Below are 26,715 nucleotides of genomic sequence, written 5' to 3'. Positions count from 1 at the left end.
GTGACTAAGATGATCAAAAAAGTAAATAATAAAGGTATGACGTTAGTTGAAATTGTTGTTGTACTTTTAATTGCTTCTATTATTATGACAATTACTGGTGGAATCTTAGTCAATTCATTAGGGTATTTTGACAAAACTACACAAAATTCATTAGATAAGCAAACAGTAGATGGTGTTTTAGATTTTATAAGCAGTGAAATTACATATGCAACGGATGTTAGAATTAATGAAAGTCAAAGTGCACCTGATAATAATGCTTGGCATTGCCTTTATATCGTAAAAAATAATAAAAGTAAAGGTAGACTTTATCGGGATGGGAAATCTGTTTTTGACGATGATTATTATATGAATAATCGAGATTTACAAATGGATGTACGAGGATTTACTTCAAATGGCTATCGCCTAGATTTAACATTAAAATATTTAAAAGGGAATGAAGAAGTTTATTCTACAAAGAAAACTTTTGAATTGGTAAATTTTAATATTCATACAGCTAGTGAGACTACGTTGTTCAGTAATGTTTCTGAAACAGCGGATTCAAATAGCAATTTAAGATTATGGTACATAAAAGATGACTCATCAAAAGGCAATAGTGAAAATGATAAAACGGATAGCGAAATCACAGTTGCTAAACAGGTTGAATGTATTAATACGAAAAATAATCGTGGTGATTATGTAGAAGGAAGACATTATAGTAAAGGTGATTTTGTTTATTGTGATGGGTCATGGTGGCAGTTAATTCAAGATAAAAGTAATGCTACTTCACCTGATAAAAGTAAAGCAAGATGGTGGAAAAAGATAGATAAAAATTATAGTCCACTCAGTGCATATACTAAAGGTGATATTGTTTTTTTTGAAAAAGAACAATGTTATTATCAATGCTTACAGGATATGTATTCTATGGGAGTTGGCAGTGATAGTTCTGATGGATATGCGCCAGATGGATTTAATGGAAAGCAGACCTATTGGAAGTATATTGGTCCTAAAAATACGGTTACAAAAGATGTACATAATTGTGATGATATTTCAATAAGAAGAACTGATACAGTTTTAAATAAATTGGATCAACTCACGGAAAGCCAAATAAATAGCATTCCTAAATATGATGTTAATAAAACGGATTATAAAATAGGTGATTATATATATAATGAAGAAAAAAACGGTATTAAACAATATTATTTGAAAGTATTGGATGGATCTGGAGGTCCCGGATCAAGTGCATCTTCTGGATGGCAAATTTTATCTCGTGACTGGAATAAAAATAGTGCATACTTAAAGGGTGATATTGTTTTATATTCTGAAGCTGAAGATTTAGGATATCTTAAAGCCATGCAAAATATAAATAAAGATAATAATCCAACAACATGGCCACATAGGGTAGAAATTGTTAATGGTAATCCAAATCCAAATTATTTTTGGAGTACAGTAAATTGATGGAGGTTGACACATGAAAAGTTTACCAATAGGTGAAGTATTAAAAGAATATGGGTATATTAATGAAGAACAGTTACAGATTGCATTAGATGCCCAAAAGAAAGATAGAAGTAAAAGATTAGGGGAACATTTAATAGATTTAGGTTTTGTTAGTGAACAACAAATGTTAGAAGCTTTATCTGATAAATTAGCTGAGCCTTTAGTTTCATTGGATAATATAGATTTTGATATTAATGCTGTTAAAAAGGTTCCTGAAGCAATGGCACAAAAATATAATGTCATTGGTTATGCTTTTAATGACAATGTGTTAACAGTAGCAACAAGTGATCCTTTAAATTATTATGGGTTAGAAGATGTAAGACTTGTTTCAGGTTGTCGTATTAGTGTTTCACTTGCAACAAAAGCAGATATTCAAATTGCTATTGAAAGATATTATTCAGATGTTGATACTTTGAATTTAGTAGATGATATTGATGAATCGACTTTACCTGAAGTAGAAGAGGATCTAAATTTATTTGATGCGAATGAAGATGATACACCTGTTGTTAAATTATTAAATTCATTGTTAATTAGAGGATATAATACAAGTGCTTCTGATATTCATATTGAACCATTTGAAGATAAATTACATGTAAGAATGCGTATTGATGGAATGCTTGTTGATTATTTAGATTTAAATAAAAATATACAAGCGGCTTTGATTGTTAGAATTAAAATTTTATCTAACATGGATATTGCTGAAAAAAGATTACCTCAAGATGGTCATTTTATGGGAGTAATTGATGGAGTCGAATTAAATATTCGTGTATCTGTTATTCCTACCATCTTTGATGAAAAGATTGTTATGCGTTATTTGAATTCTAATAGTACTATTGACCGCTTAAGTACTTTTGGAATGACAGAAGAAAACTTTAAGAAAGTGAATCATATGATGTCTATGCCACATGGAATTATCTATGTAACAGGTCCTACTGGAAGTGGGAAAACTACAACACTTTATATGATCCTTGAAAAATTAGCTCAAGGACAAATCAATATTTCAACGATTGAAGATCCTGTGGAAAGAAAATTAAATCGTATTAATCAAATGCAAGTCAATACAATGTCTGGCCTTACATTTGATAGAGGATTGCGTGCTTTAATGAGACAAGATCCAGATGTAATCATGGTTGGAGAAACTCGTGATAAAGAAACTGCTGAAATTTCTGTTCGTGCAGCTATTACAGGGCATTTGGTTGTCAGTACATTACATACGAACGATGCTATTAGTACGATTGTTAGACTTGAAGAAATGGGTGTTGAACCTTATATGGTCGCTAACAGTTTAGTAGGTGTTGTTGCGCAACGTTTAATGCGAAAGGTTTGTCCTTATTGTAAAAAGGAAGTAGCCACTTCTTTATCTGATCGATTAGCTTTACAAGAAGGAATTAAATATATTTCTAAAGGAACAGGCTGTCCTCATTGTAATCAAACAGGTTATAAGGGGAGAATTGCTATTCATGAAGTTATTGAAATAGATAGTAAAGTACGTAAAATGATTTCTAATCAAGAAGAAATAGATGATATTATGAAATATCTTGTTGAAGAACAAGGAGTAGAAACTTTAAGAGATCAAGCTTTAAAACTAGTTAAAGAAGGTAAAACAACAGTAGATGAATTCAATAAGATTATTGCTTATATTGATTAAAGGGGAATGTTATGGCAAATATTAATGATATTTTAAATGATGCAAGAATTAAAGGATGTAGTGATGTCCATATTGGTGAAAATACAGGTATAACATTGAGACAAGATGGAAAACTTATTGGATTTGAACAAGCTTTTAGTAATGAAGAAATAAAAGAAATGATTTTATCAATGTGTAAAGATCGAATTTTAAAGATTGTAGAAAAACATGAAGATGCTGACTTTGTCTATGTAAATGATTTAGGAAGACATCGTGTTAATATTTATTTTCAACAAGGTTATATGACAGCCGCAATTCGTATCATCAATGAACAAATCAAGACATTAGAAGAATTAAATTTACCTGATGTTTTACATAAATTGGCTTTACTTCCTCGAGGACTTGTTCTAGTAACCGGTCCTACAGGAAGTGGAAAATCAACAACTTTAGCAGCAATGATTGATTTTATTTCTTCAATGAGAAATTGTCATATTCTTACCATTGAAGATCCAATTGAATATGTATATCAACAAAAACAAGCTCTTATTCATCAAAGGGAAGTCTATGAAGACGTTGATTCTTTTGATACAGCTTTAAAAAGTGCCATGCGTGAAGATCCAGATGTTATTCTTGTTGGAGAAATGAGAGACTATGAAACGATTCAAGCAGTTATTACTTTAGCTGAAACAGGCCATCTTGTATTTAGTACGCTTCATACTATTGGTGCTCCTAAAACAATTGATCGTATTATTGATGTTTTCCCTCCTCATAAACAAGCTCAAATTCGTGCTCAATTAGCCTCTGTTTTACAAGCGGTTGTTACTCAACAACTTTTACCACTTGCAAGTGGTAAAGGAAGAGCAGCTGCTTTAGAAATCATGATTGCTAATGACGCTATTAAAAATTTAATTAGGGAAAATAAAGGTCATCAAATAGATACAATGATTCAAACTGGAAGAAATGAAGGAATGACAACATTAAATGCATCACTTGCTACTTTAGTAAATACTGGAAAAGTAAATCGTATGGTAGCAGAAAGATATTCTCTTGATGTTGGAGAATTAAGACAATTAATAAGATAGTTAAAAAGAATAAGCGAGTCTGCTTATTCTTTTGATTTGAGAAGGATGCAATTATTCATATATTGCATAACCTTTTATATACTCAAAAAGCAGCAGTATTAAAGATAAGTTTTAACACTGCTGTTCATTAAATACAAGTTCTTTTAGTGACACTACAAGAAACAATCACAAACTTGAATAACCTATTTTTTAGTAATGTTTAAATTACTTACACACTTTTCTTGACAAACCCTTTGATTTTTGAAGATAGTTTTTTAATTCTTCAAATTCTTCAAAATCATATAGATGTTTTTGAAGATTACGAATTTGTTGTTTAGAAAAAGTGCTTATAAAATCACTGATATCTTCATGAAATTGCATTTTAATATACTTAATAATACTTTCCTTTGTTTCATCAAGAATACTATCTATTTCGTTATTTGCTTTTTCAGCTCTTTGGTTTGCTTCCTCCGCTTTTTGCTTTTCTTTCTCGGCTTTTTGTTTCTCTTTCTCGGCTTTTTGATTCGCTTCTTTAATTTTTCTATCACGAGAACGAAGCAATATTTCATTATCTAAACGATCAAGATATTCTAGGTATGATTCTTCAGAAGATATATATTTGTCATGCATTTGTATCGCTTCCTTTATTCTATAATCTATTTCAATTTTATCATATGGTTTTTCGTTTTTAAAGAGATACATCAACTGATTAAAACTCGTCATTTCATTGATTACTTGATTGATATATTCGAGTTGAATAATTGTTATTTCCATGCGATTAAATGGATAGACAATATGATGTTCATCATCAACCATCTCAAAATGACATTTATAATAAGGGGTATTTTCTAGAATATGCCCATAACTAATAATTAATGATCTTACTACATGAGCACTCGTATAATCTTCTCCCTGTTTTACTTGTTGTCTTAAAAGTTCAGCATTGTAAAGTTCAAAACGAACAAGTATCTCTTCATTTAAACCATAAGTTTGTAATTCGATATTGTAGAGATCACCTACATCATCAATAGCTAAAATATCTAAAATAAGTTTCTTTTCATAGAAATTTTTACCATATTGTTGTGCGTTTTTTAATTTAGTAGAAACAATCTCCCTGTCTAAAATAAGCTCTTGACAAATAAGGGTTCTAATTCTTTCATTTTCAACAAGCAAATGATGAAAATATAAATCATTTGAATATTTTATAAAATTCTCTCTATTTTTGTTCATAAAAAGTCCTCCATTATTTATATTGACTTTTTATGAGTGTTTTTCTTCTTTTTTATCAAAAAATTAAAATTTGATATTTAGAAAGAGTATTTATTCTTCATGAAATTTTAGTTGAGAGTATTTGATAATGCTCTCTTTTGTTTCATCAATCATTTCTTTTATTTCATTGATTAGATTTTCATATTTTTTATTTGCTTTTTCAAGCTTTCTATCACGAGAACGTAAAAGTATTTGATTATCTAACCAGTCAAAGTATTCTAGATATTCTTTATATAAATTATACATATTTACCATTTCCTACTATCTATAATAGCATATTTTAAATAAATAAAGAATATGTAAAATAAATTTCTAAAGTGGAAATAAGTGGATTTAAAAGAGATTATTATATTAATTTGTTGAAAGATACATGATACAATAGGGATAGGTGATTTTATGAAATTAGAACTTTTAACATATGAAAAAGAGAATCTTCCACGTGGTTGGAAACCTTATTATATATATTTAATCATGGTCGATCATATAGAAGTAGGAAGAATTGTCTTAAGAGAAGGTAGTAATGAAGAAAGATATTATGATGGACATATTGGTTATACGATAGAAAAGGAATACCGAGGGCATCATTATAGTAAAGATGCTTGTTTATTATTGTTTGATAAAGCAAAAGAAAAAGGATTTAAACAATTAATGATTACATGTTCTCCTGATAATATAGCAAGTCGTAAGATTATTGAGTCATTGCCATTTAAGTATCTTGAAACAAAAGAAGTACCTGCATGTTTGAAGAAAGATTTTGATCAAGGTGATTATATAAAAAGAATATATTGTTTGGATTTGGAGGAATTATGAAATTTATACATTTAGCGGATTTACATTTAGGTAAAATTATTTATCAAAATAATCTATTAGATATTCAAATTGATTTATTAAATCAAGTGATGAATTATATGGTTCAAAAAAAAATAGATACTTTAGTAATTGCTGGAGATGTTTATGATCGTGCAATTGCCTCTAAAGAAAGTATAGTTGCTTTAAATCATTTTTTAGAAGCAATGATTTTACATTATCATAAAAAAGTATTGATCATTTCAGGAAATCATGATAGCAGTGAAAGACTTGATTTTGCAAGTTCTTTACTTCAAAGTCAAGGTTTGTATATTGTTTCTTATCCTGAAAAAGAAATAAGACCAATTGAAATAGAAGGTGTTTATTTTTATTTGGTTCCTTTTTTTAAACCTTCTTATATACGTTATTTATATGAAAAAGATGATTTAAAAACGTATCAGGATGCTTTTGCATATTATTTAAGTCAACAAACATTTGTTGAAGACCATCCTAAAGTTCTTGTAACACATCAATTTATTGCGGGAAATAAAGAAGTGATTAGAAGTGAAAGTGAAGTAATTCTTTCCGTGGGTGGTAGTGAAATTATTGATGTTGATTTATGTAAAGATTTTGATTATGTAGCTTTAGGTCATATTCATGCAAGTCAAAAAATTAAATATGATTATGTAAGATATGCAGGAAGTTTAATGAAGTATTCATTTGATGAAGTTCATCAAAAAAAAGGAATGGTTGAAGTAACTATTGATGAAACTGGGGTTTCTACGCAAATTATTCCTTTAAAGCCACAAAAAGATCTAGTGAAGGTCGTTGGAAAATATGAAGATGTTTTACATTATCCAAATAATGAAAATGATTTTGTAGCGGTAGAATTATTAGATAAACAAGTCATAGGTCACGCATATGATTTTTTAAAAGAAAAATACCCTTATTTATTACAAATTACTTATCAATCACTAGAAAAACTTAAAACAAATCAAACAGCTTCTTCCTTAGATGTTGAAAAACAATCTCCAATAGAAATATTTAAAGAATTCTATGAAAAAATGAAAGGTGAAGCAATGAGTCAAGAAAGTGAAGAAATTATTCAACAATTACTAGAGGAGGTAAGTGAAGATGATGCCCATTAGCCTTACATTATCAGCGTTTGGACCTTATCCAGATACAATCACAATCGATTTTGAATCATTTCAAGAAGATGGTCTCTTTTTAATTACAGGGCCTACAGGTAGTGGAAAAACGATGATTTTTGATGCTATGATCTTTGCCTTATATGGTAAAACAAGTGGTCAAATTAGACAAACAGACAGTTTAAGGTGTGATCATGCCTTAAATGAAATTCCTACTTTTGTTGAATTTTCATTTTCTTTGCATCAACAAAATTATACAATTAAAAGAAATCCTAAATATTATCTAGAAGGAAAAAAAACACCTAAACAACCTTCAGCGTTACTTACTTTACCAGATGGCAAAATGGTCGAAGGTATTAAAGAAGTCAATCAAAAAATGATTTCTTTATTAGGGGTCGATGATCAACAATTTAAACAGATTTGTATGATTGCTCAAGGAGAATTTACAAAATTGATTATGGCTTCAAGTGATGAAAGAGAAAAAGTATTAAGAGAGTTATTTCATAGTGAAACGTATCAAAAGTTAGAAGAAAAACTTAAAGTTCATTTGAAAGTATATCAAGATAAATATGATTTGTTATTGAATAAAAGGAAAGATTTGATGCAAGAATTACAAGTTGAAGATCATCAAGAATATTTATCTAAACAAACAAAACTTATCGCAAGTCAACAAAAAGAATATGATGATTTAAAAAAAGATTTAGATCAAAAGAAACAACAATTACAACTCTATCGCTTGCAAAATCAACGATTAATACAATTAAAAGATTTAAAACAACAGTTTCAAGATTTAAAGAAACAAGAAAATGATTATCAAGAATTAAATAAAACTGTAGATACTTTAAAAAAAGCACAAGAAACAAATTATTTATATATTTCTTATATTAAACAACAAAAGAAACTTCAAACCTTAAACTTAAATCAAGAAGATTTTTTAAAACAATTAAAAAAACTTGAAAAAGATTATCAAGAAAAAAAGGTACAAGCAAATTCTCTTGACTACAAACAACAAACAAAAGAAAAATTACAAAACCAAATTCAAGAAACGAAACAATTAATCAATCAAATCTATCAATATCAAAATGATTATCAAAACTTACAAACTCTAAAACAACAATATAGAATGTTAGATGAAGAACATAAACTCTTTTTAAAAAAGAAAGAAAAATTTGAAAATGGGTTGCAAAGAGATCAAGAAAGAATCCAAAGCGAACAACAAGTACAATCTAAATATGAACTGATCAAACAACAATATGTTCGTTTAAACGAACAAAAAGTAAAAGTTCATCAATTGTCGGATTATTATGATCAAATACTCAAACTTAATGAAAATAAAAGTGATTTACAAGAAGACTATACTGTTGTTGAAAAACAAGTTGATCATGAAAAAATGCAATATAATCAAATGGAAAAATTGTATTTTAGAAAACAAGCAGGTATTTTTGCATTACAATTAAAAGAGGATCAACCATGCCCTATTTGTGGCTCTTTACATCATCCTCATCCGGCACAAATTGAAAAAGAAGATATAACAAAAGAAAAATTAGATCAACAAGCTAAAAAAGTAAAACAACAAGAACATAGGTTACAAGATATCTTACAAAAAATACTCTTATCTAATCAAAAAAAGGAAATGCTTGTTAAACAAACAAAACAACTTTCAAGTGAACTTACTATTCAAGAAGAGTTATCTAAAGAAATCTTTATTAAAGAATTAGATCATTTATCAAAAGATGAAAAAAGAATGAAAAAAGAATATCTTGAATTACAAGATGAACTTAAATATATTCAAAAGCTTAAAAAGAGTGTGGCTCTTTCATTGAAAGATATGTCTACTTATGAAAGTAAAGAATTAAAACAAACACAAAGTCTAGAGAATATTCAAGTACAAATTCATCAATTATCTGGTAAATTAGATGATTCAATGCTCCAATATGAAATTGGAGAAGTTAATAAAAATTATCAACAAATTCAAAAAAAATATCGTCAACTTTCATTAGAAATAGAAACTATTCAACAGGCTTATGAAAAGGTCAAAAATAAATATCTTGAAATAAAAACAAAAATTTCGTCATTGAATCAACAAATTATTCAAGAACAAGAAATATATGATGAATTAGATAATAAATATCATACTGCTTTAGATGCATTTATAAATGAAGAAGAATTTTTAAATTTAAAAACACAAATCAATCAAATCAGTATCTTAGAAAAGAAATATCAAGATTATTTAATTTCTTTAAAGAGTTTAAATGAACAAATTATTTCATTAGAAAATGAAGTCAAAGATTCAACATATGTTGATTTATCTTCTTTAAGTGAAACATTTAAAGAAGTAAATCAACAATTGAGAGAAAAAAATGATGATTTAGAAAAATTAAAAATAGATTATTCATTAAAAGAAAAAATGATCAAAGATATTCAAAAAATCAATCAACAATTAAAAAAAGATGAAGATACTTATCAAAGATATTTAGATCTTTATAATCTAGCAAGTGGTAAAAATAATGCAAGAGTGTCGATTGAAAGATATGTACTAGCAACTTATTTTGAAAATATGTTGATTTATGCCAATGTGATCATGAAACAATTGAGTCAAGGAAGATATCAATTATTAAGAAAAGATGATGCAGGTAAAGGAAGAAGTCAGCAAGGGTTAGAATTAGATGTTTTTGATCAAGAAAGTGGAAATGTTAGAAGTATTAAGACACTTTCTGGTGGGGAATCCTTTAAAGCAGCTTTATCTCTTGCTTTAGGACTTTCAAGAATGGTTCAAGATTATGCTGGAGGAATTGAATTAAATACGCTTTTTATTGATGAAGGGTTTGGTTCTTTAGATAGTCAATCATTAGATCAAGCAATGAATTGTTTAATGGAATTGCATCATGAAAATAAATTAATTGGAATCATCTCACACGTTAGTGATTTAAAAGATCGTATTGAACGACAACTTGTAGTTGAAAGAAAACAAAAACAAAGTGTGATTCAGATGATCTAATCTTGCTTGTTTATCATTTCTATAGTAAAATAGAGAAGCATTTTAGAGGAGGAAAAAAGATGGCAAATAACAAGAAAAATGAAGCTATTACTGCTAGAGATGTTGATTTTGCTAAATGGTATACAGATGTATGTCGTAAAGCAGAATTAATGGATTATAGCGATGTGAAAGGATTTATTATTTATCGTCCGTATGGTTATGCAATGTGGGAACAAATTAAAAAACATATGGATCAAAAATTCAAAGAATTAGGACATGAAAATGTTTATATGCCGATGTTGATCCCTCAATCTTTATTACAAAAAGAAGCTGATCACGTAGAAGGATTTGCACCAGAATGTGCTGTTGTAACAAAAGGTGGATTAGATGATTTAGATGAAAACTTAATTATTCGTCCAACATCTGAAACATTATTTTGTGAACATTATGCAAAAATTGTAAATTCTTACCGTGATTTACCAAAACTATATAATCAATGGTGTTCCGTTGTACGTTGGGAAAAGACAACAAGACCATTTTTACGTGGTTCTGAATTCTTATGGCAAGAAGGTCATACAATTCATGCTACTGAAGAAGAAGCAAGAAAAGAAACTTTACAAATGTTAGAAGTTTATCGAAGTACAGCACAAGATTTACTTGCAATTCCAATGGTCACTGGTCGTAAAACTGAAAGTGAAAAATTTGCAGGGGCTGAAGAAACTTATACAATGGAAGCTTTAATGCATGATGGAAAAGCTTTACAATCAGGAACATCACATTACTTTGGACAAGGTTTTGCGAAAGCTTTTGATGTTAAATTCTTAAATAAAGATAATAAACAAGAATATGTTTATCAAACTTCTTGGGGAGCATCAACACGTTTACTTGGAGCAATCATTATGGTTCACGGAGATGATAATGGACTTGTTTTACCACCAAGAGTGGCACCAATTCAAGTGATGATCGTTCCAGTTATGCAACATAAAGAAGGTGTTTTAGATAAGGCTTACGAAATTGAAAAACAATTAAAAGCAGCGGGACTTCGTGTTAAAGTGGATGCTAGTGATAAAACACCAGGTTATAAATTTGCAGATGCTGAAATGAGAGGAATTCCAGTAAGACTTGAAATTGGACCTAAAGATATTGAAAAAGGACAATGTGTCTTAGCTAAAAGATTAGATGGTACAAAAGAAACATATGCTTTAAATGAAGAATTACCAAATACAATTCATCAATTATTAGATCAAATTCATGATGAAATGTATGCAAAAGCATTGAAATTTAGAGATGAAAACATTAGAACTGCGAAAACATATGATGAATTTAAAGAAATCTTAAATACTAAAGCAGGATACATTCGTATGATGTGGTGTGAAGATGATGCTTGTGAAGCTAAAATCAAAGAAGAAACAGGTGCTACATCAAGATGTATCAAAGAAGATGAAGAACCATTTGGAGATGTTTGTCCAATTTGTGGTAAACCAGCTAAAAAAGTTGTTTACTTTGCAAAAGCTTATTAATTTGTATAAAGGAGTAATCGTTAAGATTGCTCTTTTTTATTTTATCAAGCTTTTTATAGAGAAAATTTACATAAGTGTGTATAATGGATTCATAAGAATCATTTGAGTAGATAGGTAGAAGTAATGAATAAAGAAGAAGTTGTTCAATTAAATAAATTAAAAAGAAAAACAGGCCTATTTTTTATTATAGTGATGGGTGTCATGTTGATTTGTTTTATTTTTTTAATTCAATTTGAAGTAAATAAAGAAAAAATAAGTGCAAGTTATACTGCAGAAGATACTGTTCGAAAAATAGAAACACAGCTTGGAAGATATTTAGAAAATTCTGAAATGTTTAAAAATATTATATCTTCAGAACATACAATCAGTGATGAACAGTTTAATCAGCTTGCAAGTTATATGAAAAAAAATAAAAATGTTATTGAAGCATATGAATTAGCACCTAATGGGATTATTGAAAAGGCCTATCCATTAAAAGGAAATGAAAAAGTGATAGGTATGAATACGTTGGAACTTCCTGAACGTCAAAAAGAAGCGAATATTGCTAGAAAAAGTGGAGAATATACAATTGCTGGTCCATATGAATTAAAACAAGGTGGTACAGGGGCTTTATTGTTTGACCCTATTTATATAAATGATGGAAATGAAAAGAAATTTTGGGGATTTTCTATTCTTGTTTTAAATTGGGATGCTTTTTTAGAAGAATTAGAAGTAGATAAATTAGAAGATGCCACTTATCATTTTAAAGTTTGGAAAGAGGGCAACAATGGAAAACATGTGACAATTATGTCATGTGGTCATAGTTCTTTAAATCATACATTAAGTGTTGCTTGTGAAGTACCTAATGATACATGGTATTTTGAAATTGTTCCTTTTCAAGGTTGGATACCAATGTCTTATAAGATATTTGGAAGTATTGTAAGTGTTTTGGTAGCTATTTTGTTATCAATGGGTTATTGGCAAATTATTTTAAGACGTGAAAAAGAAGCTGTTTATGCAAAACAAATTGAAAAAGTGGCTACTGAGGCACAACATGCCAATCAGGCAAAGACAAGATTTTTATTTAATATGTCTCATGATATTCGTACACCAATGAATGCAATTATTGGCTATACACAATTATTAGAAAATAATTTAGATAATAAAAAACAGGCATTGGATTATATTTCAAAACTTAAATCATCAAGTACGATTTTACTTTCTTTGATTAATTATATTCTTGAAATGACACAAATAGAAAGTGGTAAATTAGATTTAAAAAAGGAAATAGGAGATTTAGATGATTTAGTTAAAAATATAAATGTTGTAGTTGAACCGCTAATTAAAGAGAAAAAATTGCATTATTCCTATCATTTGGAGATTAAGCATCATCATATTATTTGTGATAAAACTAAATTAAGAGAGATTGTTTTAAATATTCTTTCTAATGCGATTAAATATACACCAGAAGGTGGAAATGTTGAATTATTGATCCAAGAAATTTCATTTGAAAATAATAAAGTAAAATATCATTTTATAATTATAGATAATGGAATAGGAATGAAAGAAGATTTCTTACCACATATTTTTGAAGAATTTGCTAGAGAAAAAACAAGTACAGAAAGTAAAGTACCTGGAGTAGGATTAGGACTTCCTATTGTTAAATCTCTTATAGATATGATGAATGGAACAATTCAAGTAGAAAGTAAGTTAAATAAAGGAACAAAGTTTACTGTAGAACTTTCGTTTTTAACTTCTTTACAAGTTGAAAATGTCAATGAAAGAAATACATCAACACTTGATTTTTCAGGAAAACATATTCTTCTTGTAGAAGATAATGAATTAAATGCGGAAATTGGAATAGAACTTTTAAATACTTTTAAAGTAATTATAGATTTAGCTAAAAATGGAGAAGAATGTATAAAAATATTAGAAAAGATGCCAGAAGGATATTATGATCTTATTTTAATGGATATCCAAATGCCAATTATGGATGGTTATGAAGCAACAAAAATAATTAGAAGTTTTATTTGTAAAAATGCTCAAATTCCAATTATTGCGATGACAGCAAATGCTTTTGAAGAAGATAGAAAACATGCTTTACAACTTGGAATGAATGAACATCTTGCTAAACCAGTTGATATAGAAAAATTAAAAGATGTACTTACAAAATATTTTAATCATGAAAAGAGGGAGAAATGATGAAAAAATAAACCATATTTTAAATAAATGTGGATGCATTTTTATAGGTTTTATCCTGGTTTTTTCATTATTTTCAATTCCTGTACGAGCAAATGAAGGAAAAATATGTGTAGGGTGGTAGGAAGATTCTTATCATATTACAGGGAAAAAAGGGAAGCGTAGTGGTTATGGATATGAATATGAACAAGCTGTTGCAGGAACGGGTTTAGGAATGCCGATTGTAAAAAACTCGTTGATGTGATGGGTGGTACGATCGATGTAGAAAGTGAATTAGGAAAGGGAAGTAAGTTTACAGTTGTTTTAAAACATCACCTTGCTGATGAAAAATATTACGCGCAAGTAAATGAAGATTTGTCTTTGTTGAATGCAAATAAAAATATTCGGGGGCAACATATTTTACTTGCAGAGGATAATGATTTGAATGCTGAAATTACGATTACTCTTTTAGAAGATATGGGATTAATAGTTGAGCGTGTTGAAAATGGGATTCAATGTGTGGCTAAAATGGAACAAATGCCTGCTAAAAGCTATGATTTGATTTTAATGGATATTCAAATGCCTCATATGGATAGTTATAAGGCAACACAAACTATTCGTCAATTGTCAAATAAAGACAAGACCAGGATTCCTATCATCGCTTTAACAGCTAATGCCTTTGAGGAAGATAGAAAAAAGGCGGTTGCTCAAGGGATGAATGGACATATATCAAAACCAATAGATGTTGATAAGATAGAAAAAGTTCTTCTTTCAATTCTTAAATAACACAATATAAAAGAAGTATATATTCGATATATATTTCTTTTTTTATTGACAATAAATATAAAATATCCTATAGTTGATGTGTCAACTATAGGAGGAAATATGAATTTATCACGCTTAATTTCTATTCTTCATAATCAAAAAAATAGTTATATGAATGTCCAACTTAAAGAGTTTGGTTTATCCCATGGACAAGCGATTACTTTAAAAATTATTTATGAAGAAAATAATATCAAACAAGAAGATTTAAATAAAAGATTACAAATTGATAAAAGCGCAGTTACGAGAATTTTAAAAACATTAGAAGATAAGGGATTTATTATTAAAAAAACTTCAAAAGAAGATAAAAGAAATCATGTTTTGTCTTTAACTTCTAAGGGAAAAGAATTATATCCTAAAATTAAAGATGTTATTAAAGAGACAACAGAGATGATGATTAAAGATATTGATCAAAATGAGCTTATTCTTTTAGAAGAACTTTTATTAAAAATGAAAATGAATTTGGAGGATACGTATGAAAAATGATAATAAGATGGGGACTAAAAATATATTACCTTTATTAGTAGAATTTTCAATTCCAGCTATTATCGGAATGCTTGTTAATGCAATTTATAATATCGTTGATCGTATGTTTATTGGAAATGCTCCAGAATTGGGGGCAATTGGTTTAGCAGGAATTAGTATTTGTTATCCTGTAACTCTTGTTTTAATGGCCATTTCTTTAATGATTGGAATGGGTGGAGCCACTCGTTTTTCAATAGCATTAGGTCAAGGTAAAAAGGAAGAAGCTGGGAAGTATATGGGAAATGGTCTAACTTTAACAATTATTTTAGGCCTAGTCTTTATGATTTTAGGAAATGTTTTTTTAGCACCAATGTTACGTTTATTAGGTGCTTCAAAAACTGTTTTGCCTTATGCTGAAAATTATTTAAGTATTATTTTATATGGTGCTGTTTTTCAATGTATTGCAATGGCAGGAAATAATTTTTCTAGAGCTCAAGGAAATCCTAAAAATGCCATGATTTCACAATTGATCGGAGCAGGGTTTAATATTTTATTTGACTATATTTTAATTTGTATTTTCCATATGGGAATGCAAGGAGCTGCTTTTGCAACGATTGGTGGACAGTTTTTAAGTGCTTTATGGCAACTTGCATTTTTATTTGGAAAAAGAACGATTATTCCTTTAAATGCAACTTTATTGAAATTACAGTTGAATATTTCAAAACAAATTATTCAAACAGGAATACCTGCATTTTTAATGCAAATATCGAATAGTGTTTTAAATATTATTTTGAATGCATCTCTTGTTAAATATGGTGGAGATTTAGCGTTAAGTGCTATTGGTATTGTTACAAGCATTCAAACACTTATTTTGATGCCAATTACTGGTTTGATGCAAGGTCAACAACCATTGATTTCATATAATTATGGTGCTTTAAAAATGGAGCGTGTTAAAGAAACATTAAAATATGCAATTATAGGTGCTACAATGATTGCTTTGATTGGTTTTATCGCAGTACAATTTTTTACAAAAAGTATTGTCTATATGTTTAATGATGAAGCAGATGTTGTAAAATTATGTAGCCATGCTTTACATATTTGGTTTATGTGTTTACCGCTTATTGGTGCACAAGTAATGTGTGCAAACTATTTTCAAGCGATTGGTAAGATAAAAATATCAAGTGTTTTAAATTTATTGAGACAAATTATTATTTTAATTCCTTGTATCATAATTTTTTCATCGATTATAGGTTTAGATGGTATTTTTATAGCTGTCCCTGTTGCGGATCTATCAGCGTTTATTATTACTGTTTTATTATTAAAAAATGCCTTAAAAAAAGAAGCCTGAGCTTCTTTTTAATTATATCTTTTTACAACGAATCGATTCAATAACAGGTTGATTTTCTTTTTTTACAGTTCCATTATTATCTTCTACTTTTACATCTTTACAAATTTGATCAACTATGTCCATGCCTTCATAAACATAACCAAAAACAGCATATTGACCATCCAAATAAGTAGAATCACTTTGAACAATAAAGAATTGTGAAGAAGCACTATCGTTATCTTGACTTCTTGCCATAGAAAGAGCTCCACGTGTATGACTTAAAGGATTTTTTACCCCATTATCTGAAAATTCTCCCTTAATTGTTTCTTTACTTCCACCAGTGCCATCTCCTTTAGGATCTCCACCTTGAATCATGAAACCATCAATAATACGATGAAAAGTTAAACCATCATAAAACTTTTCTTTACTTAACTTTACAAAGTTTGTTACTGTAATTGGTGCTGTATCTGCATCAATTTCAGCATAAATTGTTCCATAATCTTTAACTTTAATTTCAACTTGATAATTTCCTGATAAAGTTTTTGTTTTTTTAGTTGCTTTTTCTGTTGTTGTTTTAGAAGAACATCCAGCAATGGAAACAACAGTCATTAAAACTAAAAGTACTTTTAGCATTTTTTTCATTCATTTCACCTCTTTCAATATTATAACAAATATGAATTATGAAAAAAAGATACTCAATAAGACTTGATTGTGCTAAAATACATGAAAGAGGTTTTAAAGATGAGAGAAAAAAGAATTGTATTAGTAAATGATGTAACAGGATTATCAAGATGTTCAGTAGCCTGTCAATTGCCAATTATTTCAGCTATGGGAATTGAAACAGCTTTTGTACCAACAGCAATTTTATCTATCAATACATATCATAAAGATTTCTTTTTTGATGACTATACATCAAAGATGAATGATTATATTGAAACATATAAAAAAATGAATATTGATTTTGATGGAATATGCAGTGGCTTTTTAGGATCTGCGAAACAAATAGAAATAGTAAAAGAATTTTTTAAAGATTTTAAAACAAAAAAAAACTTTATTTTAGTAGATCCAGTCATGGGTGATCATGGAAAACTTTATCCGACTTATACGCAAGAAATGCAAGAAAAAATGAGAGAACTCATGCCTTGTGCGACAATTGTTACACCTAATCTAACAGAATTGTGTGCTTTGATTGATGAAGCTTATCATGAAACAAGTAATGAGCAAGAACTTAAGCGCATGTGTGAAAAATTAAGTCAAATGGGTCCAAAAATGATTGTAGTAACGGGTATTTCTATTGGTCATCAAATTTTAAATTTTGTTTATGATCATGGAAAAGTTGAAAAAATCTATGTGAAACGTATTGGAGAAGATCGTAGTGGTACAGGAGATGTTATTTCTGCAGTAATTGCAGGAAGCTATTTGAAAGAGCAAAATTTTTTAGAAGCTGTTAAAAAATCAACAGATTTTGCTTCTAAATGCATTCAACATTCTGTAGACATTGATGCTCATCCACATATGGGATTATGCTTTGAACCATTATTAAAAGAATTGGGGGATTAAGATGATATTATATACATTATATAAAAATAGTTATATTGATATTGCACATTTAGAAAGTACTAAAGGGATTACATGTTATGTTAATTCGACAAATCGTTGTACATGTTCATGTACATTTTGTTTAAGACAAACAAAGGAAATGATTGAAAATAATTCCTTATGGTTAAAAGAAGAACCAACGGTTGATGAAATTATTCAAGAATTTGAAAAATATAATTTAAATGATTTCAAAGAAGTTGTTTTTTGTGGTTTTGGTGAACCACTTATAAGACATGATGATTTAATGAAAGTTGCTAAGTATTTAAAAGAAAGAAGACCTGATCTACCTACAAGAGTGAATACCAATGGGTTATCTTCTTTATATAATAAAAGAGATATTACGCCTGAATTTAAAGGATTGTTAGATACTGTTTCTATTAGTTTAAATACAAGTAATAAAGAAGATTATTTAAAACTTACAAGAAGCCAATATGGAATTGATTCATTTGATGAATTATTAGATTTTGCTAAAAAATGTAAAGCCTATGTGCCTCATGTTGTTTTAACGATTGTTGATACAACAATTCCTGAAAAAGATGTAGAAATTTGTAAACAGATTGCTCAAAATATTGGGGTAACTTTAAGAATAAGACCATTTGAAGATTAGTGAGGAAAGAAAAAATGATGCAATTATCTCGTGAAGAAAGATTACTTCATATAGGAAAAATGACCAATGTAAGGGATTTAGGTGGTTATGAAACACAAGAAGGATATTATACAAAATCACATAAATATGTTAGAAGTACATGTCCAAGTGGGATCAGTGATGATTTAAAAGAACAATTTTATCAATATGGTATTCGCACTGTCATTGATTTAAGAAGTGATTATGAATTAGTTCATCAACCACATAGTTTAAAAGGGTATAAAGATATAGAGTATTATCATATTAATTTACTACAAAATGAAAATATGTCAGTATTACCAAATGATATTAAAGACTATCAAGATTTAAGTGGTTTTTATATTTTTATGATCGAAGCGAATAAAAAACAATTTAAAAAAGTATTTAATATCTTTTTAAATCATCCTTATGACTGTACATTATTTAATTGTTCTGCAGGTAAAGATCGTACAGGTGTTATTGCATGTATGTTATTAGATCTAGCGGGATGTCATGAATATGATATTGTTAAAGATTATTCAGAATCTTATGAAAATAATATGGCAATGATCAAACAATTGGAAGAAATGATGCCAAGTGAAGATGAAAAATTCTTAGGTTCTGATCCAAGAGTGATGATGAAATTTATTGCGTATTTAAGAGAAAATTATGGTAGTACTAAAGGATATTTATTAAATATTGGTTTTAGTGATGAAGAAATTGAAGAAATTAAAGAAAATTTCATAATTTAAAAGAAAAAAGGCCTCCTATTGTCATATATAAACATAGGAGGTTTTTTTATGAAGGCATTAACGTTTAAAGAAAAACAAGATGTTTTAGAAGATCTATTTAAAAAGTATCACCGTGCTGTTTTACAACTTAAATGTTTAGAAGAAAGGAATTTTTATCCAGCGATTCAATTTGATACTGTTAAAGAAAAGAAGACGTATTATCAAGATAAAGGAAGTCAATTGAATGATCAATTGGTGTTAAAAGAAGAATTAGAGAAAGTTATTGCAACATTTGAATTTATTTTAGATTGTTTATCGATGGAGAGTAAAGTTATTATTGAAAAAGAATTTATAGAGAGAGTTGGTAAAGATTGGTGGATCGATTATTATTCTCGAAGTACATACTATCGTCTTAAAACAAGGGCCATGGAAGAAACTTTGTTCTATTTTAGTTGTTTATAAAAATCATAAAGTTTAAATATAAAGCAAAGAATAACCAAAGAATATAAGGAATATTTAGATAAAAACTTTTTGGATTAATTTTTTTAAAAATGATCAACATATAAATAACAGTAAGAAACAAAGCTATTAAAATCATTAATGAAAGAAAATAATTATGAAGATTAAAAAAGAAAAGTGGCCAACAAAAATTAATAAATAATTGAAAAGAGTAGACAATTAAGGCGTTTTCACGTTTAGGATCATGACTGATATAAATAAAATAACTAGAAATTCCCATCAAAATATAAAGAAGGGTCCAGACAATAGGAAATAACCATCCTGGAGGAGCCAATAAGGGGGTATTTAAATTGCTATATGTTTCCATTTGATTATTTGTGATAAAAGCGCTTATAGCACCTACTAATAAAGGAATAATCAAACTAATAATGAATGTTCTTTTTTTCATAATGTTCACCTAGTTTAGTATATCCCTATTTATTTAAAAATATACGTTCAAATCATGAATGAGATGTTATATAATAGAATATATTGGAGAAAGAGGTAATTATGAAATTAGTAAGTTGGAATGTAAATGGAATAAGAGCATGTTTACAAAAAGGTTTTTTAGATAGCTTTCATCAATTAGATGCAGATATTTTTTGTGTTCAAGAAACTAAAATGCAAAGTGGTCAAGCAGATTTAGAGATTGAAGGGTATCATTATTATTTAAACAGTGCTGTTAAAAAAGGGTATAGTGGAACACTTATTTATAGTAAAGAAAAACCATTGAATGTTTTTTATGGAATGAATAAAGAAGAACATGATCAAGAAGGTAGATTAATTACTTTGGAATTTGAAAATTATTATGTCATTACTTGTTACGCTCCTAATAGTCAAAATGAACTCAAACGTCTATCTTATCGTATGAAATGGGAAGATGATTTTTTAACGTATCTTGAAAGTTTAGATAAACCAATTATTTTATGTGGTGATTTAAATGTTGCTCATCAAGAAATAGATTTGAAAAATCCTAAATCAAATCGTAAAAATGCAGGTTTTTCTGATGAAGAAAGAGAAAAAATGACTCAGTTATTAAATCACGGTTTTATCGATACGTATCGTTATCTTTATCCTTTACAAGAAGGTGTTTATTCTTGGTGGTCTTATCGTTTTAAAGCAAGAGAAAAAAATGCGGGATGGCGTATTGATTATTTTATTGTTAGTGATAGCTTAAAGGATAAGATTATTGATGCAACAATTGAAACAGAGATTATGGGAAGTGATCATTGTCCTGTAACTCTTACAATAGATCTTTAGCGGAGGTGTATTATGAATATAATACAAATGATTAACGTTTCACCACTAGTCACAATTTCTATTATTGCCTTGACTATTGATCTAACGATTTTTGGTTATTATTATATTAAAGCAAAGCATTAAAAAACTGCTACGTTTATTTGTAGCAGTTCTTTTTATTTTTCTAAATGTTTACAACTGTAATAAGAAGGAATACCATCTTTATAAGTAACATGTACTTCACCTTGAATAAGTGGATATAAATATTCATATAGTTCTTGAGTAATATCATTTCCTTCTTCATTGATCCATTCTACAGGAATTTTTTGTTCATAGTTAGCAACTTCTCTTACATCAGTAGAAATATAATCGATTTCATAAGGATGATTAGAAAGACGCTTAAATCCCATTACATGACCAGAAACGTTTTCTAAAGCTTTATCGATAGCTTTAGAACCAATAACAAATGATTCATTTAAATCTGTTTTACTAGCAATGTGCATAGCACATCTTTGTAAAACATTTAATTCAATACTTCTAACTTTACATCCAAATTCTTTAAATACAAGAGATTCAAGTAATTTTCCTGTTCCTGAATGTAAGACGTGTCCAAAAGCATCTTTTTTAGCGTATTTACTATCATCATCTAAGAAGTGACCGTTTTGATCTCTAATACCTTCTGATACAGCAATGACAACACATCTTTTTCTTTTCATGACTTCATGAATATCTGCTAAAAACTTATCTTTATCAAAAACAACTTCTGGTAAATAAATAAGATCAGGAGCTACATTATATTCATTTCTCGCAAGAGCAGCAGCGGCAGTTAACCACCCTGCATTTCTTCCCATGATTTCAATGATTGTAACGGATTGTAATTGATAAATTAAACTATCATGTACAACTTCTAAGATAGAAGCAGCAACATATTTAGCGGCAGAACCAAATCCTGGTGTATGATCTGTTCCCATTAAGTCATTATCAATGGTTTTAGGAATACCAATAAAATGAATATCACTATTAATATATTTAGCGTAATCATCTAATTTCATAACAGTATCCATTGAGTCATTACCACCAATATAGAAAAAATCAGTGATTTCTAATTCTTTTAAAATTCTAAACAATTTAACATAAGTATCTTCGTCATCTTGAAAAGTAGGTAATTTATAACGGCAAGAACCTAAATACATGGCAGGTGTTTGTTTTAAAGCATTGATTTTATCACCATCATCAAATTCTTCTAATAAATCCATATATCTACCTTCGAGTAGACCTTTGATACCATTGATCATCCCATAAACATTTTCAAATTCTTGAGATGCTTTAGCACGATGAATAATCCCAGCAAGACTAGCATTAATTGCGATTGTGGGTCCTCCAGATTGTCCAATAATACAGTTTCTTTTCATATTCTTCTTGTCTCCTTTAACGCCTTTATTCTATCAAATACCCGCATTAAAGAAAAGTAATCTTCTAGTCTTTTTGTCTTTTTTTGATGAAAATAAGGGTAATGATTAAAATAAGTAAAATGATGAGAGTTATAAAATAAAGTAATAAATGATTTTTTTCTTTTTTTGAAATGATATGAAAAGATAAAGCTTTTTCTTCAATAAAAAGTTCAAAGAGATTAATTGTTACTACATTTTGTTGATATTTGCCAACATTGCTGGAAATAATTGTACCTGGCATAGTAATTTTAAAAGAGCAGGTAGCATTACTGGAATTTAAAAGTTGTAAAGTATTTTTATAATGATTCAATTCTGAAGTATCAAGCATATTTTTAGGAATATCAATAGATAAAATATACTTATTATTTTGTTTTGTAAGCGTAGAAATTTCTTTAATAAAAGAAGTAGGAGATTCTATCGAAAGTGAAGAATCAGTTTGTTTTTTTATTGTCCAATCTTTAAAAAAATCATGATCCAATAATTGTTTTTTTATTTGTGAAATAGACATGTTATATTTTTCTAAAATTTGAGGCTCTATTGTAAGTTCGCCATAAAGAGTAGGTTTTTTTATTTTAGAATAATTTAAAGAAACTAAACAGTCTACACAGCCAGTAAGTAAAAAAGTAAAAGATAAAATTATACAAATTTTTAGTATTTTTTTCATAGAATCCTCCAAATAAACAATAGGTTTTGTTATAATTATTAACAGTTAAATACATTTTTAGTTCATATTTCTGTATTAAAATAAATTAGGTGATAGAAATGAAAATCGATATTGTTTATACAACAAAATCTAAATATATAAAGTGTGTCGCTGATGAAATGGCAAGGTGGGTCAAAACACATGCTCAAGATTTAAATCATTATCATAGTGATCATGATGTTGATTTACTTGTTATTGGGTTTGATGATACGTTATTTAAAGATAAACAGTTGCTGGAATTTATACAATCATTAAGCCGACAAAATGTAAAAAATCTAGCATTGATCAATTGTTTTTTTATTAATAATAAAAGATTGATGAAAGTAATTCATCTTTGTCAAAATCAACAATTACCTCTTATGAGAGAACAATATACTTTTAAAATGTCCTTTGATCAAAGAAAGGAAATCAATCCTCTTATTATTGATAATGCAAGACTTTATATAGAAGATATGGTAAATGTTATACGAAATTACTATTAGGAGCGAGGCTCCTTTTTTACTTTCTTATTGTAATAAAAAAATATTAAATTAATAAAATTATATTGACACTAATTTATCAACGTGATATATTTTTGTCAAGATTTCTAAAAGGGAACGGAAATCAATAAAAAAGGGGGAAAACTTATGAAAAAACTTGAAATCATTATCAGACCAGAAAAGTTAGAAGATTTAAAAGATATTTTAACAGTTTCTGGTGTAACAGGTATGATGATTTCCAATATTATGGGGTTTGGAAATCAAATGGGTTATACACATCAATATCGAGGTGTCACATATTCTGTTAATCTTGTTTCAAAATTAAGAGTTGAAACAGTTGTTAAAGATGAAATCGTTCAAGAAATTGTTGATAAAGTTACTGAAACTTTATCAAGTGGAAACGTAGGAGATGGAAAAATCTTTATTTATCCAGTTGAAGAAGCGATTCGTATTCGTACTGGAGAAAAAGGGGAAAACGCATTATAAAAATTGAGGGGGATTTATTATGAGTGAAACATTTAGCGTATGGTTTCTAATTGGCACAGCGCTGGTATTTTGGATGCAAGCTGGATTCGCCATGGTAGAAGCAGGATTTACAAGATCAAAAAATACAGGGAACATTATTATGAAAAACTTAATGGATTTCTGTATTGGGACATGTACATTTATTTTAATTGGTTTTAGTTTATTATTAGGAGAAGATTTACTTGGTTTTATTGGTAAACCAGGATTTGATATATTTACAAGTTATGCAAACTTTGATTTTTCAAACTTTGTTTTTAACTTAGTGTTCTGTGCAACAACTGCTACCATTGTTTCAGGGGCAATGGCAGAAAGAACAAAATTCTTATCTTATTGTGTTTATTCAGGAGTTATTTCAGCACTTATTTATCCAATTGAAGCGCATTGGATTTGGGGTGGTGGATGGTTATCACAACTTGGTTTCCATGATTTTGCTGGATCATGTGCAATTCATATGGTTGGTGGTATCTCTGCATTAATTGGTGCTAAAATCTTAGGACCTCGTATTGGTAAATTTGATACAGATAAAAATGGAAAAGTTGTTAAAGTTAACGCGATTCCAGGACATAACATTACTGCTGGAGCTTTAGGTGTCTTTATTCTTTGGCTTGGATGGTATGGATTCAATGGGGCAGCGGCTACAACTGTTCCACAACTTGGTTCAATTTTCGTAACAACAACAGTGGCACCAGCCATTGCAACTGTTTCCTGCTTGATCTTTACTTGGATCAAATATGGTAAACCTGATGTTGGTATGTGTTTAAATGCTTCACTTGCAGGTTTAGTAGCAATCACTGCTGGATGCGACGTCACAGATGTTTTAGGATCGATTATTATTGGTGCTGTTGCTGGATTACTTGTTTGCTTTGGAGTTTGGTTCTTAGATTATAAATTACACATTGATGATCCTGTGGGTGCTGTTGCTGTACATTGTTGCAATGGTATTTGGGGAACAATTGCTGTTGGTTTATTTGCGACAACTTCTGCACCAGAAAGTACTTTAACAGGTTTATTCTACGGTGGTGGATTTGATTTATTAATTAAACAATTAACAGGTGTTTTATCAGTAGGTATTTGGACAGCGATTACTATTACAATTACTTTCTTTATTATCAAAAAAATCTTTGGATTACGTGTATCTGAAAGAGAAGAAATCATTGGTCTTGATTTAGAAGAACATGGATGTGAAGCTTATCCAGAATATATTAAAAAATAATTTTTGAAGGGTCATTAAATTGACTCTTTTTTATTGTAGAAATAAGCAAAGTAGATTATACTTTTCATGGGTGAGGGGGAGTATATGAGTAAAAGATTAGAACAATATTTTTATTTAGTTTTAGGTTCAACATTGTTGACACTAGGTATTTGGTTGTTTGTGACACCAAATCAAATCAACTTTGGGGGAATGATTGGTTTAGCTCAATTAATTGATTATTTTATACATAAGTTTTTAGTTTTACCAAAATCATTGAATACATTAGGAATGATCAACTTATTAATGAATATTCCATTATTTATTTTTGGATATAAAATAATGAATAAAGAATTTTGTTTTAAAACAATTATTTCTTTAATTATCCAAACGGTATTACTATCCATTCTTCCAGCAATCAAAGAACCGATTGTTGAAGATGCTTTATTAAATGTTGCTTTTGCGGCTATTATTTGTGGAATAGGAGTAGGACTTGCACTTCGAAGTAGTGGATGCTGTGGGGGTATTGATATTGCGACAGTTTGTTTAGTTAAGAAAAATCCAGATTTTAAAGCAGGGCAGCTTTCTATAATATTTAATGTTGTTTTGTTTGGAATATGTTTATTTATTTATGATATTAAAATTATTATGTATTCAATTGTCTTTGTAGCAATTCTTTATACAACAGCAGATAAGTTCCATCTACAAAATATCAATGTAGCGGTCTTAATATTTACAAAGAATAAAGAAATTAAAGAAGCAATTATGAAACAAATGGGTAGAGGAGTTACCTATTGGATGGGTAAAGGCGCTTATACGGAAACAGATCAAGAAATTCTTTATGTGGCAATCAATAAATATGAAATTCAACAACTTAATAAAATTGTTTCTTCATTAGATCCCAAAGCCTTTGTTACATTAGCACAAGGTCCAATGGTTCATGGAGGGTTTGAAAAAAGATTATAAAAAAGACATCAAAATGATGCCTTTTTTTGTGTAAGTAAAATCAAATAAAAAAATGGTGGTTCCGGGCGGAATCGAACCACCGACACGAGGATTTTCAGT

At 28.7% G+C, this 26,715-nt stretch carries 25 protein-coding genes and 1 pseudogene; 20 read left to right on the top strand and 6 right to left on the bottom strand.

Annotation, left to right across the window (positions count from 1 at the left end; all coding sequences use genetic code 11):
- Positions 1 to 9: 9 nt before the first annotated feature.
- The 3 genes from LJD34_RS09710 to LJD34_RS09700 are packed head-to-tail and all read left to right on the top strand — an operon-like array spanning position 10 to position 4,182.
- Complete coding sequence (locus LJD34_RS09710; protein ID WP_227359758.1) at positions 10 to 1,434, top strand: PilW family protein; 1,425 nt, start codon at positions 10 to 12, stop codon at positions 1,432 to 1,434.
- Positions 1,435 to 1,447: 13 nt separating this feature from the next.
- Positions 1,448 to 3,121 (top strand): GspE/PulE family protein, encoded by a 1,674-nt coding sequence (locus tag LJD34_RS09705; protein ID WP_227359757.1) that lies wholly within the window; start codon positions 1,448 to 1,450, stop codon positions 3,119 to 3,121.
- 20 nt (positions 3,122 to 3,141) lie between these two features.
- Positions 3,142 to 4,182 (top strand): type IV pilus twitching motility protein PilT, encoded by a 1,041-nt coding sequence (locus LJD34_RS09700; protein ID WP_370771790.1) that lies wholly within the window; start codon positions 3,142 to 3,144, stop codon positions 4,180 to 4,182.
- A gap of 204 nt (positions 4,183 to 4,386) precedes the next feature.
- On the opposite strand, the gene LJD34_RS09695 is transcribed toward LJD34_RS09700, so the two are convergent.
- Positions 4,387 to 5,391 (bottom strand): PD-(D/E)XK nuclease family transposase, encoded by a 1,005-nt coding sequence (locus tag LJD34_RS09695; protein ID WP_147580748.1) that lies wholly within the window; start codon positions 5,389 to 5,391, stop codon positions 4,387 to 4,389.
- A gap of 90 nt (positions 5,392 to 5,481) precedes the next feature.
- Positions 5,482 to 5,676, bottom strand: a complete 195-nt coding sequence (locus LJD34_RS09690; RefSeq protein ID WP_227359756.1) for a hypothetical protein — start codon at positions 5,674 to 5,676, stop codon at positions 5,482 to 5,484.
- A 150-nt stretch (positions 5,677 to 5,826) separates the two neighbouring features.
- Here LJD34_RS09690 and LJD34_RS09685 point away from each other — a divergent pair, with 150 nt between their 5' ends.
- From LJD34_RS09685 to LJD34_RS09650, 8 genes are all read left to right on the top strand, one after another.
- Entirely contained in the window at positions 5,827 to 6,240 is a 414-nt protein-coding gene (locus LJD34_RS09685) for a GNAT family N-acetyltransferase (RefSeq protein WP_032091649.1), read from the top strand.
- On the top strand, positions 6,237 to 7,364 hold the full coding sequence (locus LJD34_RS09680) for an exonuclease SbcCD subunit D (protein ID WP_107029883.1): 1,128 nt from the start codon (positions 6,237 to 6,239) through the stop codon (positions 7,362 to 7,364). The genes LJD34_RS09685 and LJD34_RS09680 overlap by 4 nt, the downstream gene beginning before the upstream one ends.
- Positions 7,351 to 10,362, top strand: a complete 3,012-nt coding sequence (locus tag LJD34_RS09675) for an AAA family ATPase (protein ID WP_227359755.1) — start codon at positions 7,351 to 7,353, stop codon at positions 10,360 to 10,362. Before LJD34_RS09680 ends, LJD34_RS09675 begins: the two co-directional genes overlap by 14 nt.
- Positions 10,363 to 10,421: 59 nt before the next feature.
- Positions 10,422 to 11,861, top strand: coding sequence for a proline--tRNA ligase (gene proS / locus LJD34_RS09670; protein ID WP_227359754.1), 1,440 nt, complete (start codon positions 10,422 to 10,424; stop codon positions 11,859 to 11,861).
- Positions 11,862 to 11,984: 123 nt separating this feature from the next.
- Complete coding sequence (locus LJD34_RS09665; protein ID WP_227359753.1) at positions 11,985 to 14,042, top strand: ATP-binding protein; 2,058 nt, start codon at positions 11,985 to 11,987, stop codon at positions 14,040 to 14,042.
- 240 nt (positions 14,043 to 14,282) lie between these two features.
- Complete coding sequence (locus tag LJD34_RS09660; RefSeq protein WP_227359752.1) at positions 14,283 to 14,804, top strand: response regulator; 522 nt, start codon at positions 14,283 to 14,285, stop codon at positions 14,802 to 14,804.
- A 99-nt stretch (positions 14,805 to 14,903) separates the two neighbouring features.
- On the top strand, positions 14,904 to 15,326 hold the full coding sequence (locus tag LJD34_RS09655; protein WP_032091643.1) for a MarR family winged helix-turn-helix transcriptional regulator: 423 nt from the start codon (positions 14,904 to 14,906) through the stop codon (positions 15,324 to 15,326).
- Positions 15,316 to 16,653, top strand: a complete 1,338-nt coding sequence (locus LJD34_RS09650; RefSeq protein WP_227359751.1) for an MATE family efflux transporter — start codon at positions 15,316 to 15,318, stop codon at positions 16,651 to 16,653. Before LJD34_RS09655 ends, LJD34_RS09650 begins: the two co-directional genes overlap by 11 nt.
- A 12-nt stretch (positions 16,654 to 16,665) precedes the next feature.
- Here the strand turns inward: LJD34_RS09650 and LJD34_RS09645 are convergent, their stop codons facing one another.
- The gene (locus LJD34_RS09645) at positions 16,666 to 17,274 is read right to left on the bottom strand and encodes a peptidylprolyl isomerase (RefSeq protein ID WP_119362941.1); all 609 of its coding nucleotides are present in this window, start codon (positions 17,272 to 17,274) and stop codon (positions 16,666 to 16,668) included.
- 99 nt (positions 17,275 to 17,373) lie between these two features.
- Between LJD34_RS09645 and LJD34_RS09640 the strand changes: the two genes are divergently transcribed.
- The 4 genes from LJD34_RS09640 to LJD34_RS09625 are packed head-to-tail and all read left to right on the top strand — an operon-like array spanning position 17,374 to position 20,028.
- Positions 17,374 to 18,192, top strand: a complete 819-nt coding sequence (locus LJD34_RS09640; RefSeq protein ID WP_227359750.1) for a pyridoxamine kinase — start codon at positions 17,374 to 17,376, stop codon at positions 18,190 to 18,192.
- 1 nt (position 18,193) lies between these two features.
- Complete coding sequence (locus tag LJD34_RS09635; protein WP_032091639.1) at positions 18,194 to 18,838, top strand: TatD family nuclease-associated radical SAM protein; 645 nt, start codon at positions 18,194 to 18,196, stop codon at positions 18,836 to 18,838.
- Positions 18,839 to 18,852: 14 nt separating this feature from the next.
- Positions 18,853 to 19,587 (top strand): tyrosine-protein phosphatase, encoded by a 735-nt coding sequence (locus tag LJD34_RS09630; protein ID WP_118306724.1) that lies wholly within the window; start codon positions 18,853 to 18,855, stop codon positions 19,585 to 19,587.
- A gap of 48 nt (positions 19,588 to 19,635) precedes the next feature.
- Positions 19,636 to 20,028, top strand: coding sequence for an MG284/MPN403 family protein (locus LJD34_RS09625; protein ID WP_032091637.1), 393 nt, complete (start codon positions 19,636 to 19,638; stop codon positions 20,026 to 20,028).
- Here LJD34_RS09625 and LJD34_RS09620 read toward each other — a convergent pair.
- Entirely contained in the window at positions 20,015 to 20,473 is a 459-nt protein-coding gene (locus LJD34_RS09620) for a TspO/MBR family protein (RefSeq protein WP_032091636.1), read from the bottom strand. The two genes, LJD34_RS09625 and LJD34_RS09620, sit on opposite strands and share 14 nt — an antisense overlap.
- Before the next feature lie 101 nt (positions 20,474 to 20,574).
- Between LJD34_RS09620 and LJD34_RS09615 the strand changes: the two genes are divergently transcribed.
- The gene (locus LJD34_RS09615) at positions 20,575 to 21,324 is read left to right on the top strand and encodes an exodeoxyribonuclease III (RefSeq protein WP_227359749.1); all 750 of its coding nucleotides are present in this window, start codon (positions 20,575 to 20,577) and stop codon (positions 21,322 to 21,324) included.
- A gap of 155 nt (positions 21,325 to 21,479) precedes the next feature.
- Here the strand turns inward: LJD34_RS09615 and LJD34_RS09610 are convergent, their stop codons facing one another.
- Both LJD34_RS09610 and LJD34_RS09605 read right to left on the bottom strand, forming a co-directional pair.
- The gene (locus tag LJD34_RS09610) at positions 21,480 to 22,715 is read right to left on the bottom strand and encodes a 6-phosphofructokinase (protein ID WP_022000852.1); all 1,236 of its coding nucleotides are present in this window, start codon (positions 22,713 to 22,715) and stop codon (positions 21,480 to 21,482) included.
- Positions 22,716 to 22,779: 64 nt separating this feature from the next.
- Complete coding sequence (locus tag LJD34_RS09605; RefSeq protein WP_032091634.1) at positions 22,780 to 23,418, bottom strand: hypothetical protein; 639 nt, start codon at positions 23,416 to 23,418, stop codon at positions 22,780 to 22,782.
- Positions 23,419 to 23,516: 98 nt separating this feature from the next.
- Here LJD34_RS09605 and LJD34_RS09600 point away from each other — a divergent pair, with 98 nt between their 5' ends.
- The 4 genes and pseudogenes from LJD34_RS09600 (at position 23,517) to LJD34_RS09585 (ending at position 26,616) form a co-directional block, all read left to right on the top strand.
- Positions 23,517 to 23,939 carry a hypothetical protein gene (locus tag LJD34_RS09600; protein ID WP_175301816.1) on the top strand — a complete coding sequence of 141 codons (423 nt, stop codon included), beginning with the start codon at positions 23,517 to 23,519 and terminating at the stop codon, positions 23,937 to 23,939.
- 144 nt (positions 23,940 to 24,083) lie between these two features.
- Positions 24,084 to 24,422: a P-II family nitrogen regulator gene (locus LJD34_RS09595; protein WP_022000849.1), complete on the top strand. Its 339-nt coding sequence runs from the start codon at positions 24,084 to 24,086 to the stop codon at positions 24,420 to 24,422.
- A gap of 19 nt (positions 24,423 to 24,441) precedes the next feature.
- Positions 24,442 to 25,650: pseudogene (locus LJD34_RS09590) on the top strand (ammonium transporter); the annotation flags it as partial.
- A 108-nt stretch (positions 25,651 to 25,758) separates the two neighbouring features.
- Positions 25,759 to 26,616: a YitT family protein gene (locus tag LJD34_RS09585; protein ID WP_117347278.1), complete on the top strand. Its 858-nt coding sequence runs from the start codon at positions 25,759 to 25,761 to the stop codon at positions 26,614 to 26,616.
- Positions 26,617 to 26,715: the final 99 nt, after the last annotated feature.

It is taken from the genome of Faecalibacillus sp. MSK20_93, assembly GCF_020589945.1.
GTDB lineage: Bacteria > Bacillota_I > Bacilli_A > Erysipelotrichales > Coprobacillaceae > Faecalibacillus > Faecalibacillus intestinalis.
The sequence above is the reverse complement of the archived record's forward strand: the minus strand, read 5'-3'. Positions and strand labels throughout refer to the sequence as shown.

Excerpts from the sequence above, each read along its gene's own strand:
- LJD34_RS09710 (WP_227359758.1), top strand. The coding sequence starts at position 10 with ATGATCAAAAAAGTAAATAATAAAGGTATGACGTTAGTTGAAATTGTT.
- LJD34_RS09705 (WP_227359757.1), top strand. The coding sequence starts at position 1,448 with ATGAAAAGTTTACCAATAGGTGAAGTATTAAAAGAATATGGGTATATT.
- LJD34_RS09695 (WP_147580748.1), bottom strand. The coding sequence starts at position 5,391 with ATGAACAAAAATAGAGAGAATTTTATAAAATATTCAAATGATTTATAT.
- LJD34_RS09690 (WP_227359756.1), bottom strand. The coding sequence starts at position 5,676 with ATGTATAATTTATATAAAGAATATCTAGAATACTTTGACTGGTTAGAT.
- LJD34_RS09685 (WP_032091649.1), top strand. The coding sequence starts at position 5,827 with ATGAAATTAGAACTTTTAACATATGAAAAAGAGAATCTTCCACGTGGT.
- LJD34_RS09680 (WP_107029883.1), top strand. The coding sequence starts at position 6,237 with ATGAAATTTATACATTTAGCGGATTTACATTTAGGTAAAATTATTTAT.
- LJD34_RS09675 (WP_227359755.1), top strand. The coding sequence starts at position 7,351 with ATGATGCCCATTAGCCTTACATTATCAGCGTTTGGACCTTATCCAGAT.
- proS (WP_227359754.1), top strand. The coding sequence starts at position 10,422 with ATGGCAAATAACAAGAAAAATGAAGCTATTACTGCTAGAGATGTTGAT.
- LJD34_RS09665 (WP_227359753.1), top strand. The coding sequence starts at position 11,985 with ATGAATAAAGAAGAAGTTGTTCAATTAAATAAATTAAAAAGAAAAACA.
- LJD34_RS09660 (WP_227359752.1), top strand. The coding sequence starts at position 14,283 with ATGGGTGGTACGATCGATGTAGAAAGTGAATTAGGAAAGGGAAGTAAG.
- LJD34_RS09655 (WP_032091643.1), top strand. The coding sequence starts at position 14,904 with ATGAATTTATCACGCTTAATTTCTATTCTTCATAATCAAAAAAATAGT.
- LJD34_RS09650 (WP_227359751.1), top strand. The coding sequence starts at position 15,316 with ATGAAAAATGATAATAAGATGGGGACTAAAAATATATTACCTTTATTA.
- LJD34_RS09645 (WP_119362941.1), bottom strand. The coding sequence starts at position 17,274 with ATGAAAAAAATGCTAAAAGTACTTTTAGTTTTAATGACTGTTGTTTCC.
- LJD34_RS09640 (WP_227359750.1), top strand. The coding sequence starts at position 17,374 with ATGAGAGAAAAAAGAATTGTATTAGTAAATGATGTAACAGGATTATCA.
- LJD34_RS09635 (WP_032091639.1), top strand. The coding sequence starts at position 18,194 with ATGATATTATATACATTATATAAAAATAGTTATATTGATATTGCACAT.
- LJD34_RS09630 (WP_118306724.1), top strand. The coding sequence starts at position 18,853 with ATGATGCAATTATCTCGTGAAGAAAGATTACTTCATATAGGAAAAATG.
- LJD34_RS09625 (WP_032091637.1), top strand. The coding sequence starts at position 19,636 with ATGAAGGCATTAACGTTTAAAGAAAAACAAGATGTTTTAGAAGATCTA.
- LJD34_RS09620 (WP_032091636.1), bottom strand. The coding sequence starts at position 20,473 with ATGAAAAAAAGAACATTCATTATTAGTTTGATTATTCCTTTATTAGTA.
- LJD34_RS09615 (WP_227359749.1), top strand. The coding sequence starts at position 20,575 with ATGAAATTAGTAAGTTGGAATGTAAATGGAATAAGAGCATGTTTACAA.
- LJD34_RS09610 (WP_022000852.1), bottom strand. The coding sequence starts at position 22,715 with ATGAAAAGAAACTGTATTATTGGACAATCTGGAGGACCCACAATCGCA.
- LJD34_RS09605 (WP_032091634.1), bottom strand. The coding sequence starts at position 23,418 with ATGAAAAAAATACTAAAAATTTGTATAATTTTATCTTTTACTTTTTTA.
- LJD34_RS09600 (WP_175301816.1), top strand. The coding sequence starts at position 23,517 with ATGAAAATCGATATTGTTTATACAACAAAATCTAAATATATAAAGTGT.
- LJD34_RS09595 (WP_022000849.1), top strand. The coding sequence starts at position 24,084 with ATGAAAAAACTTGAAATCATTATCAGACCAGAAAAGTTAGAAGATTTA.
- LJD34_RS09585 (WP_117347278.1), top strand. The coding sequence starts at position 25,759 with ATGAGTAAAAGATTAGAACAATATTTTTATTTAGTTTTAGGTTCAACA.